Source organism: Adlercreutzia sp. ZJ141 (genome assembly GCF_011038965.1).
Classification (GTDB): Bacteria; Actinomycetota; Coriobacteriia; order Coriobacteriales; family Eggerthellaceae; genus ZJ141.
In genome coordinates, this window is record NZ_JAAKEB010000019.1 from 1 (window position 1) to 11890 (window position 11890).

Annotated in this window: 8 protein-coding genes; 7 read left to right on the forward strand and 1 reads right to left on the reverse strand. The window is 57.0% G+C overall.

Features of this window, described 5'->3' with window-relative positions; translation table 11 throughout:
- A partial coding sequence (locus G7Y44_RS08630) for an AAA family ATPase (RefSeq protein WP_206214446.1) occupies window positions 1-1752 on the forward strand: 1752 nt, incomplete at its 5' end.
- A 96-nt stretch (window positions 1753-1848) separates the two neighbouring features.
- On the opposite strand, the gene G7Y44_RS08635 is transcribed toward G7Y44_RS08630, so the two are convergent.
- Window positions 1849-2208 (reverse strand): hypothetical protein, encoded by a 360-nt coding sequence (locus tag G7Y44_RS08635; protein ID WP_165249116.1) that lies wholly within the window; start codon window positions 2206-2208, stop codon window positions 1849-1851.
- A 503-nt stretch (window positions 2209-2711) separates the two neighbouring features.
- Here G7Y44_RS08635 and tig point away from each other — a divergent pair.
- The 6 genes from tig to thrS all read left to right on the forward strand — a co-directional run bounded on the left by tig (window position 2712) and on the right by thrS (window position 11881).
- The gene (gene tig / locus G7Y44_RS08640) at window positions 2712-4085 is read left to right on the forward strand and encodes a trigger factor (protein ID WP_241159236.1); all 1374 of its coding nucleotides are present in this window, start codon (window positions 2712-2714) and stop codon (window positions 4083-4085) included.
- Window positions 4086-4252: 167 nt separating this feature from the next.
- Window positions 4253-4879 (forward strand): ATP-dependent Clp protease proteolytic subunit, encoded by a 627-nt coding sequence (locus G7Y44_RS08645; RefSeq protein ID WP_165249118.1) that lies wholly within the window; start codon window positions 4253-4255, stop codon window positions 4877-4879.
- A gap of 18 nt (window positions 4880-4897) precedes the next feature.
- Entirely contained in the window at window positions 4898-6307 is a 1410-nt protein-coding gene (gene clpX, locus G7Y44_RS08650; RefSeq protein ID WP_165249120.1) for an ATP-dependent Clp protease ATP-binding subunit ClpX, read from the forward strand.
- Between the two features lie 151 nt (window positions 6308-6458).
- Window positions 6459-9131, forward strand: coding sequence for a valine--tRNA ligase (locus G7Y44_RS08655; protein ID WP_165249122.1), 2673 nt, complete (start codon window positions 6459-6461; stop codon window positions 9129-9131).
- 90 nt (window positions 9132-9221) lie between these two features.
- Complete coding sequence (locus G7Y44_RS08660) at window positions 9222-9707, forward strand: zinc ribbon domain-containing protein (protein ID WP_165046088.1); 486 nt, start codon at window positions 9222-9224, stop codon at window positions 9705-9707.
- A gap of 254 nt (window positions 9708-9961) precedes the next feature.
- Window positions 9962-11881 (forward strand): threonine--tRNA ligase, encoded by a 1920-nt coding sequence (gene thrS / locus G7Y44_RS08665; protein WP_165249124.1) that lies wholly within the window; start codon window positions 9962-9964, stop codon window positions 11879-11881.
- Window positions 11882-11890: the final 9 nt, after the last annotated feature.

Here is an 11890-nt window from a genome sequence, read left to right on the forward strand (position 1 = left end):
GAGAACGGCGTTTTCCGAAAGGGCAACGTGCGTATATCCGATTTGACAGGACGTAAGATGCTGCCTATTGGCAACAGCAACTTCATCACGGTGGTGGAAAACTCGGTGTTTATCGACAAATCCATGCTGGTAGCTGACGTGCTTGATAGTGGTGCTGTAGCTACGCTGTTTTGTCGACCTCGTCGCTTCGGAAAGTCGTTGAACCTGAGTATGCTGCAGTCGTTTCTTGAGATTCCCTCGCCGAATGACCCGTCTGCCATGGACACGACACCGCTCTTTCAAAACCTTGCCGTATGGGATGCTGAGGGTGGCCGCTATCAGGAATACTTCCAGGCATACCCTGTTGTACGCATTTCATTCAACGACGCGAAACAGCTGGCGTGGGACGAAGCGAGTGCTGCAATTCGGGGGAATATTTCGGTCGAATACGAACGCCACGCCTATCTCGCTCAGAGCGATCGGATTTCCGACACCGAGCGTGCATACGTCGCGACTATCATGGAAGGGCGTCTGAGTACCGATATGGGCCGGTCTCTTCTGAACCTGTGCCGTCTTCTTTTCAAGCATCACGGCCGTCGCGCCGTTGTTCTTATTGACGAATACGACGCGCCGGTGATGGCGGGCTATACATATGGCTACTACCAAGAAGTGGTGGCCTTCCTGAAGGGCTGGCTCACCGGTGCCTTGAAGGACAACAACGCGCTCGCCTTTGCGGTGCTCACAGGCGTACAGCGCATCACTAAAGAGTCAATTTTCTCCGACCTTAACAACCTTAAGGTAAGCACCGCGCTCAACGTAGTATCCGACGAGCGCTATGGGTTTACCGATGATGAGGTTGATGCCTTGGCTGAGTACCTGGACGTTCCGGATGACGCCGGCAAGGCTCGAAAATGGTACGACGGGTATCGATTTGGGGGCGTGGACGTATACAATCCCTGGAGTGTACTCAACTTCTTTGACAGTGGTTGTGTAGCCGATGTGTACTGGGGCAATACTTCTTCCAATTCGGTACTGGGGGAGATGGTGCGTTGTGCGGACGATCGCACATGGGAACGTCTGTATACTCTTATGAAACCGGAGGGCACGGTGAGCGAGTCGTTGGATTTGGGCGTGGTGTTTCCCGATGCGGGAATTCGGTCGGGTGCGCTTTGGAGCATGCTGTATTTGGCTGGCTACCTTACCACTGAGGACACAGAGCTTCCGAATAACACACGCAGAGAGCGCCCGCTGCGCATTCCGAATGCCGAAATCAGAGAGCTGTTCCGTGCGGAGATCGTCGACCGCTTTTCTGAGGTGTCGGGCAATGGGGGTCGGCTTGTCGAACTGCACCGAGCCCTGACGGAGGGCGAGGCCGACGTGGCTACCGAAGAGTTTAAGGGTGTCCTGTATGAGTCGGCCAGCTGCTTCGACCTGACGCGCGAGAACAGCTACCATATGCTCGTGTTGGGACTATTGTTTGGCATGTGCGGCTACGAAGATCCAATATCCAACCGTGAGGCCGGTAAAGGCCGTTTTGATGTGCGAGTTCAGCCGATCGATCCCGATCGTCGACCTGTTATCGTTCTTGAGCTTAAGTATGCAAGACCCGATACGCCCAAGGCCGAGAACCTAGACGAATTGGCTCGCGCTGCTCTCGCTCAGGCTCGCGATCGCGTATATGGAGTAGGAGCGCACTCCGGAAGGGCGGGCACTCTTTTCTGGGGCGTGGCGGTTAGTGGCAAGAACGTGGCGTGCGTGTGTGAAGAGGCATAGCGACGCTTACGGCAACACGGAGAGCGCTACCGCCCGATCCCACGGTATTTCATATAACGCATAGTATCCCAAAGAGTTTAAGACGGAGGTGTTTCCTTATGCGAAGATGTGGCCGATGATAAAGCCGACGATAGCACAAATGGCACCGAGCATGACCGAGTAGGTGACAATACGCACTTCGCGGCGTTGCTCGCGCGCGTGCTCCATTTCGCTACGTTGCAACTCGGCGAAGTATGAGTAACCATCGCTGGTGATAACGACTACGCTGCCGCGATGTTGGTCAGCGCGAACTGCGAGCATGCCCTTTTCGATGAGTTCCGTTTGCAATGTGTTGTTCTCGAGCAAAGGGAAGGCACAGCGGAACATCGCCTCGCCGCCTGCGCCACACGTGGTGCGCTCGTATTCGAGCAATCGGTGAAGCTCTCGTTCCTGGGGTATGTTCAGAGAAGTTGCCATGTGACCGTCCTGCATGTGCAAATCGCGTTTCCTTTGTCTTGGGTTATGATACCCGTTGTTTACCGTACATCAAAAGACTTTCGCGACATTCATCCGCCTTTTTGCCGAAACTTTGTTTTAACGGCGATCGCAAGGGCGACGCTGTGGAGGTTGGACGGATTGTGGTAAGACACAGCGTGGAGCTTGACGGGCAATTCGGATGGTGCGACGAGATGCACTGCAAGTGGCTGAGCGTGGCGTGACCGATGGGGCGCGAGTGCGGGCGGGCAGCGGCGAGAGCAGCGGGGAGTAGGTAGCACGGGCAGGGACACGGCGGGGCACGGCCGGCGTTTTCCGTTCTTGTGAACGTGTGCATTTTTCTTTCCGATGCGGGGTTTATGTGCCATAATTCATGGTTGGTGTGCCCGAAGCGCGTAATGCGGCGGCATTCCGTGGCAAGCAACGTGCGCACTGCGGGCTCGCATGTGCCGCAAGGCGATGTAAGGACAATGGAGGAAACATACGTGGAAACTAAAGTTGAGGCGATGGAAGGCAACCGTGCGAAGGTGACCGTTACCATCGAGGCGGCAGACGTTGATGCCGGTATCAAGAAGACGTACAAGGAATTCGCCAACAGATATAACTTCCCCGGATTCCGCAAGGGTCGCGCCCCGCGTCCGGTTATTGACAACATGCTTGGTAAGGATGCTGTGCGCGCAGCTGTCACCGATGAGCTGGTTAACACCAATTACCCGCTGGCTATCGACGCGAGTGGCTTATATCCTATGGGTCAGCCCGCCGTCAATGCCGATGAGCTGGTGAAAGCTGGGGCACCCTACGAGTTCACTGTTGAGTTCGATCGCATTCCCGATTTCGAGCTGACCAGCTACGAGCCTGTCGAGATCGAGCTTCCCTCCGAAGAGGTTACTGACGACGAGGTTGACGAGCAGATCGAAGAATTCCGCGAGCAGCTTTCCACGCTCGAAGACGCTTCTGCTAACGCTAAGGTGAAGGCCGACAGTGTCGTGGATATTGCTATCAAGGCAACCGATGACGACGGCGAGGAACTTCCCACGCTCACCAGTGAATCTCGCACGTACGCCTTGGGTTCTGACATGTTGCCTGCCGAGTTTGACGAGCAGCTGGTTGGCCTGAAGAAGGGTCAGGACGTCTCGTTTACCATCGATATGCCTGCCGAGCCGCCGATTCTGCTTCGCGCTCTTTCCGGCAAGACCGAAAAGATTGCCTTCGAGGTGAAGGTTAACGTGGTGAAGAAGCGCGTACTACCTGAGGTTACTGACGAGTGGGCGAAGGAGAATAACTTCGAGAGTGTGGAAGACCTGCGCACTCGCGTTCATGACGGCATTGAGTCGCAGAAGAAAATGAACATGCCAGCGCTTAAGGAAGGCGCGTGTCTGGCGAAGCTTGCTGAGCGTCTTGAGGGCGATATCCCTGAGACTCTCTGTGAGCAGCAGGAAGGTCAGCTGCTGCAGAACTTCTTCCAACAGCTGCAGATGCAGGGCTTGACGTTCGACATGTACCTTGCTGCCAACAACCTGACCACCGACCAGTTTAAAGATGACGTGAAGAAGCAGGCAGCTGACATCACTCGCCAGGATATGGCACTTGATGCGTGGGCACGCCACAACGAGTACGTGGTTACGAGCGAGGAAGTGTCCGCCGAGTTCGCCAAGAGCGGTGCCGAGGATCCAAAGGAGCTCGAAAAGGAGTGGACGGCCAACGGCCAGCTGCACATGGTGCGCCAGGGCATCCTGCGTTCCCGCGCGGCTATGGAGTTGATGGACGGCGCGGTAGTTACCGAGACCAAGCCTGCCAAGAAGAAGGCTGCCAAGAAGGCCGCGAAGAAGGCCGACGAGGCTACTGAGAAGGCCGAGTAACATCGCCTTGGCTTTAGACACATTGCATGGCGGCCTGCTGGGCGTGCTTGGGCGCGTTTGGCAGGCCGTGATGGCATACGGGCCGCTCATGCGGCCCCTTGCGCATTCGAGCGGAATGCGCGCAACTGTATAAGAAACAAGCACCGAGACGAAACCTAGGAGGACCCATGGGCTACGAAACGAAATCCGCACTGATCCCCTACGTCATCGAGCAGTCTCCGCGTGGCGAGCGCAGCTACGACATTTACTCGCGACTGCTCAACGATCGCATTATCTTCTTGGGTGAGCCGATCGACGATCATGTGGCGAACTCCGTTGTCGCGCAGATGCTTCATCTGGAAAGCGCCGATCCCGATAAGGATATCTCGCTGTACATCAACTCGCCGGGCGGCAGCGTGTCGGCGGGGCTGGCTATTTACGACACCATGCAGTTCGTGAAGTGCGATGTGTCTACTATCTGCCTTGGTATGGCGGCCTCCATGGCCGTGCCGCTGCTCGCGGGCGGCGCGCCTGGTAAGCGCATTATTTTGCCGAACGCGCAGGTGATGATGCATCAGCCGATGGGCGGCACGGGCGATGGTCACACACAGCAGACCGATATCCAGATTATGGCTGAGGAAATCAGGAAGACACGCGACCGTTTGGAGGGTATTATCGCCAAACACTGCGGTAAGTCGTCCGAACAGGTGCACGTCGACTGCGAGCGCGATAACTGGCTTGATGCTGAAGAGGCGCTCGAGTACGGCCTGGTTGACAAGATCGCCATGCCGCGTAGTGCCGCGAACGCCGAATAGGACGGTGGATAGAATTCAATGAACGATCGACGCGACGATGAACAGATGGGTCACGACGACGGTCCCATCTACTGTGCATTCTGCGGGAAGCGGCCGCATCAGGTTGCCGCGATGATAACCGGGCCGAGCGGCGTGAACATCTGCGATGAGTGTATATCGGTATGCGCCGACGCTATGCTGAGTGATTTGGGTTTGGGGATTCCCGGCTTTAATGTACCTATTGATAGCGATGAGCAAATGCCCGGTCGTAGCGGAAGGTCTAGCCGTAACCGATCGGCTTCCAAGAATGAGAAGGGGGCTGCCGCCGCGCATGCTGTAGCCCCTGCGCCGTTGGAGAACCTGCCCACACCTCGGCAACTCTACGAAAAGCTTTCCGAACACGTGGTGGGGCAGGAACAGGCAAAACGGGCGCTGTCGGTTGCCGTGTATAACCACTACAAGCGCATCAGTATGGGTGCGGTCGCTGCAGAGGGCGATGTTGAGCTTGCTAAGAGCAACATCATGCTCTTAGGTCCCACGGGCTCGGGTAAAACGCTTTTGGCTCAAACGCTCGCGCGTACGCTGCGGGTGCCTTTCGCCATCGCCGACGCCACCACGCTTACCGAGGCGGGCTACGTGGGTGAAGACGTGGAGAATATCCTACTAAAGCTGATGACGGCGGCAGATTTCGACATTCCGCGCGCCGAAATCGGCATCATTTATATCGACGAGATCGACAAGATTGCCCGCAAGGCCGAAAACCTATCCATCACACGCGACGTGTCGGGCGAGGGCGTGCAGCAGGCGCTGCTGAAAATCGTTGAAGGCACCGAGGCGAGCGTGCCCCCGCAGGGTGGGCGCAAACACCCGCAGCAGGAGCTACTGCATATCGACACGACGAACATCCTGTTCATCTTGGGCGGCGCGTTTGTGGGCTTGTCTGACATCATTGCTCAGCGCGTGGGGAAAAACGGGTTGGGTTTCGCATCCGAGTTGCCCGAAAGTAAGAAACTCGCCGAAGCCGAGCTGCTTGCCCAGGTGCTGCCCGAAGATTTGAACAAGTTCGGCATGATCCCCGAGTTTGTGGGGCGTATTCCCGTAGTCACGTCGCTGCAAGAGCTGTCTGAGGAAGACCTCGTGCGTATTCTCACCGAACCGAAGAACGCATTGGTAAAGCAGTACACGCGCATGTTCGAGTTTGAGAACGCCGCACTCACCTTCGAGGCGGAAGCGCTTGCCGCTATTGCACACGAGGCGGTTGAACACGGCACGGGCGCGCGTGGATTGCGTTCCATCTGTGAGCGTGTGCTGCAAAACGTCATGTATGAGCTGCCTGACCATACAGGCGCCAAGCGCGTGGTGGTACGTGCGAGCGACGTTTTGGGGGAGACGACCGTGTTTATAGAACAGATGGCTGAATTCGGCGAAACTGAAGGGTTGAGTGCGTAAGGTAAGCGAGTAAGCGAGCAAACGGGGGGATCCTTGTCTCAGTGGTGGACTGCCCTTTTGATAGGAGTCCACTTTTCGTTGGAACGCGCGCCAGGACGGCGGTAAGCAGACATGCCGCATCTGCGCGCACGAGAGCATGAAAGAGCATGACATGGCAGAGAGCACGCAGGAGAAAAAGATCGACTACGACTTCGCGGCGCATGAGCGCCCGCTGTTCGAGGCGTGGAAAGACGCGGGGTATTACCAGCGTGGTGAGGGCTTCGGCAAGCAGAAGGGGAAGCCGTATACCATCGTCATTCCGCCACCGAACATCACCGGCGTGCTTCATATGGGACATGCCTTAAACGATACCATTCAAGACACCTGCATTCGTCGCGCACGCATGCAGGGGCGTCCCACTCGCTGGGTGCTCGGCACCGACCACGCGGGCATTGCCACGCAGACTAAGGTGGACAAGAAGCTTGCCGACGAGGGCATCTCGCGTATGGAAATCGGGCGTGAGGCGTTCATTGATGCGTGTTACGACTGGTATCGCGAGTACGGAGCCACTATCGTAGATCAAATCAAAGGCATGGGCTGTTCGTGTGACTATGATGACGAGCACTTTACGCTGGAGCCGGGCTACGTGCGCGCGGTGCGTAAGCTCTTCGTTGACTGGTACCATCACGACCTCATTTACCGCGGCAAGCGTATCGTGAACTGGTGTCCGCACTGCACCACTGCTATCGCTGATGACGAGGCCGAATACGTGGACGAGTCGGGACATTTGTGGTACCTGCGTTATCCGCTTACCGAACCCGTTGACGGGCTTGAATACCTAGTAGTGGCAACTACACGGCCCGAAACCATGCTCGGTGACACGGGTGTGGCGGTTAACCCCAAAGACGAACGTTTTGCCCACCTGGTGGGAAAAACTGTGAAGCTGCCGCTCGTGGATCGAGAGATTCCTATTTTCGCCGATTGGCATGTTGATACCGAGTTTGGTACGGGCTGCGTTAAGGTGACACCTTCCCACGATCCGAACGACTGGGCGATGGGTGAACACGCCGGTCTTGAGCGCATCAATATCTTCGACGAGACAGCGCACGTGGTGGAAGGCTATGGGCGCTTCTCCGGTATGGATCGCGACCAGGCGCGCGAAGCGGTTGTTGCTGCGTTTGATGAGTTGGGGCTGCTCGAGAAGGTGGAGGATCACGATCACTCCGTCATGACATGCTACCGCTGCCACACCAAGCTGGAGCCGTGGGAGTCGGAACAGTGGTTCGTGGCGGTGGATGCGCTCAAGCAGGACGCCGCGCGCGTGGTGGAAGATGGCACCATTCAGTTCCATCCCGAACGGTGGAAGCAGGTGTATCTGGACTGGCTTGCAAATCTGAAGGACTGGTGTATCTCGCGTCAGCTGTGGTGGGGGCACCGCATCCCTATGTTCTACTGCGACGCATGCGGTTGGGAAGACGCCAGTGTGGACGACGTTGAGGTGTGTCCGGTCTGCGGCGCACCCACTCGGCAAGACGATGACGTGCTCGATACCTGGTTCTCGTCACAGTTGTGGCCGTTTGCGACCATGGGCTGGAATGAATCGGGTATGGATGCTCCCGAAATCAGGGCGGCGTATCCCACGCAAGTGCTGTCCACGGCACGCGACATTATGGGGCTGTGGGTGGCGCGCATGGTGATGTCATCGATGTACTGCACGGGAACCATCCCGTTTGAGCATGTGATCATTCACCCCACGGTGATGGCGGCCGATGGTAAGCCCATGAGCAAGAGCCGCGGCAACGGCGTCGATCCGCTGCGCCTTATGCAGGACTATGGTGCCGATGGCATGCGTTTTGGCTTACTCATGCAGGTAACAGGCGCGCAAGATCTCAAGTTCAACGAAGCGAAGCTGGAAAGCAGCCGCAATTTCGCGAACAAGATCCGCAACGCCGCACGCTTCGTGCTTATGAATTTGGACGATTATGAGCCAGGTGCGCCTGCGCCCGAAACACCAGCTGACCGTTGGATTTTTAGCCGCTTGGCGGGGTTGGTGGCCCGTGTTGACGAGGCATTTGAGAACTTCGAGTTCGGAGAGATTACACGTGAGTTGTATGCGTTTTTCTGGAACGAGTTCTGTGACTGGTATATCGAGTTTTCTAAGGCGCGCCTTGCCGGTACGGCTGCCGACCGTGCTGTGTGCCAGCGCAACCTGGTATTCGTGCTCGATCAGGCATTGCGTCTGCTGCACCCCATCATGCCGTTCGTGACTGAGGAAATCTACCAACAGCTGCCTATTAACCGTACAGATGCGCCGTACCTCATTGGTGCGGCATGGCCCGACGCCGAAGTGCTTTCGAGCTATGTTGACGCCGATGCTGAGCGCGCTATCCAGATGGTGTGCGAGTGTGTAAACGCCATTCGCTCAACGCGCGCCCGCTACGGTATTTCGCCGAAGACCGAGCTTGCGGTGGTGGTGAAGGCGGAAGGTGCCGACACGGCACTGCTCGAGGCGCAGCGCGACCTCATTTGCGGCATGGGTAACACCGCATCGCTGGTTATTGGCGCAGATGTGAACAAGCCTGCAGAATCCAGCGTGTCGCTGGCACCAGGGCTTGAGGTGTATATCGTGTTGTCAGGGTTGGTTGACTTCGCGGCAGAACGCGCCCGCTTGGGCAAGGAGCGCGACAAACTTGCGAAAGATGTTGCCAAGTTCCAGAAGAAGCTCGGAAATCCGGGTTTTCTAGCGAAGGCGGCACCTGAAATCATCGAGAAGGACAAAGCAAAGCTCGCCGACCTCACTGACAAACTGGCTCGGCTTGATGCTCAGCTCGCAGAGATTTCCTGATCGACGACAGAGCAGTTTGCTTCTTTGCTATAATGCGATGAGATGTGGCTTGCTCCGCATCTCATCGCAGACCGAGAAAACGAGGTTGAAATGGGAGAATTGCTGTCGCAGCTCTGGACACCCGAAATCCAGGCCGCATTCACCGCTATCGTGGTGATGCTGGTGGTTCTGTATGTGCTGTCCATCGTGTGGGTTATCCGCGATGCCTACCTCCGCGGAACGTTTTGGTACGTCTGGGGTATTCTCGCTCTGGTTCCGCTGATCGGCGTTATCGCGTACTGTCTGCTCCGCCCGCCACTATTGCAGATCGACCGCGACGAGCAAGAGCTCGAGGTGGCGTTGAAGCAGCGGGAACTTATGAAGTACGGAGAGTGCGCGAGCTGCGGCTATCCGGTCGAATCCGATTACGTGATCTGTCCGAATTGTCATCAGCGTTTGAAGAACCTGTGTGGTGCCTGTCATCACGCGCTCGACCCAGCGTGGACGGTGTGCCCCTTCTGCGCAACTCCGGTTGGTGCCGCGCCGCGTCAGCGCCGTGCTGCTGCCCAGCATACGCGAACTCAAATGCCGCAGTAAGCGGTAGCATTCAGAGCGCGATGCGGTGTGTTGTTGCCGCGAGTTCGTAGTCTGTTTGCATGCGGGCCGCTTCCCGAAAGGAGGCGGCCCGTTTTTCGAACTGTGTACCCCATGGGTGGTAAGCTCGGTTCGAACGAAGTGGAATCCCCCGCGTTATGTGCGCGGGTGAATATGAGCACGCTGCGGTACTCAACGCTGCAGCGGAAGTTTGTGCAGGTGCTCTGTGCGCACCCGGCGCAGGAAAGGAACATGATATGAACATCGTACTGCCCGACGGATCCATCAAAGAGCTGCCAAGCGGAGCCACGGTTGCCGACGTAGCCGCTTCTATCGGCTCAGGGCTGGCGAAGGCTGCGCTTGCGGGTGTGGTAGACGACGTGCCGGTCGATCTGTCGACTCCGGTTTCTGACGGCGATTCCGTTGCTATCGTCACAGCGAAAAGTGAGGAAGGCCTCGAGCTGCTTCGCCATTCTGCCGCGCATGTGATGGCTGCGGCGCTCGTAGACCTGTACGGCGACGTGAAGTTCGGCGTTGGCCCTGCGGTAGAGAATGGCTTCTATTACGACATCCAGTTACCTGATGGCGCAACTATCTCGCCAGACGACTTCGAGCGCATCGAAGCGCGCATGGCGGAAATCGTACGCGCTGACGAGCCGTTTGCGCGCTGTGAGGTATCACGCACAGAAGCGCTTGAACACTTCGCCGATCAGCCGTTTAAGGTGGAACTCATTAACGAACTCGACGAAGACGCCACCATTACTACATACACCATCGGCGCGTTCACGGATCTGTGTCGAGGCCCTCATTTGCCATCCACGGGTAAACTCGGTGCGTTCAAGCTTACGAAGGTCGCTGGTGCGTATTGGAAGGGCGATGCAACGCGCGAAATGCTCACCCGCATCTACGGCACGGCGTTCTTCAAGAAGGCAGAACTTGAAGAGCACCTGCATAACCTAGAGGAAGCCGAGAAGCGCGACCACCGCAAACTCGGCCGTGAGCTGGGTATTTACATGATGGATCCTATGGCGGGTGTTGGGCTGCCGCTCTACCTACCTAAGGGCGCGCGCGTTATCCGCACCATGCAAGAATGGCTGCGACGCGACTTGTACGAACGTGGTTATGAAGAGGTAATCACGCCGCATATCTACAACGCCGACGTATGGAAAACAAGTGGCCACTACGGTTTCTATCACGAGAACATGTACTTCTTCAACATCAACGAGGGAACCGACGAAGAGCCGCGTCTGTCCGAGTACGGTGTGAAACCCATGAACTGCCCGGGGCATGTGATGCTGTACAAAAATGAGCTGCATTCCTATCGCGACTTGCCGCTGCGTTACTTCGAATTCGGCACAGTGTATCGTCACGAGATGAGCGGCGTGGTACATGGCCTTATGCGCGCTCGCGGTTTCACGCAGGACGACGCGCACGTGTTCTGCACGCGTGACCAGGTGGTCGACGAGGTAGTTGCTATTCTTGATTTGGTTGACCACATCATGGGTACCTTCGGGTTCGAATACGCTGCCGAAATATCCACGCGGCCGGAGAAGTCCATTGGTACCGATGACATGTGGGAGCATGCAACGGGTGCGCTGAAGGAAGCGTGCGCGCGACACAACCTTGCCTACGATATCAACGAGGGTGACGGCGCATTCTATGGTCCGAAGATCGACATTAAGGTGAAAGACGCTATCGGGCGTACGTGGCAGTGCTCCACGGTGCAGGTTGATTTCAATATGCCCGAGCGCTTTGGTCTCACGTATCGCACCGAGGACAACACCGAAGAGCGCCCGTGGATGCTGCATCGCGCCATCTTCGGCTCTATCGAGCGCTTCCTCGGTATTCTTATCGAGCATTATGCGGGCGCGCTGCCGCTGTGGTTGGCACCGGTGCAGGTGACCATTCTGCCGCTAGCTGATCGCCACAACGAGGCGGCCGAGAAATTGGCTCGCACGCTCAAGGACGCAGGCGGCAGGGTAGAGGTGTACAGTCAGAACGAACCCATGCGCGTGAAAATTGCCAAGGCGCAAAGCCAAAAAATTCCCTACATGGTAGTGCTTGGTGATAAAGAAATTGAGAACGGCACGGTATCGGTGCGCGACCGCCATGAGGGCGATCTGGGGTCGTGGCCGGTTGAGAAGCTTGTAGAGGAACTTCGCGCGGCAGTGCTGTAAGGCGCATGA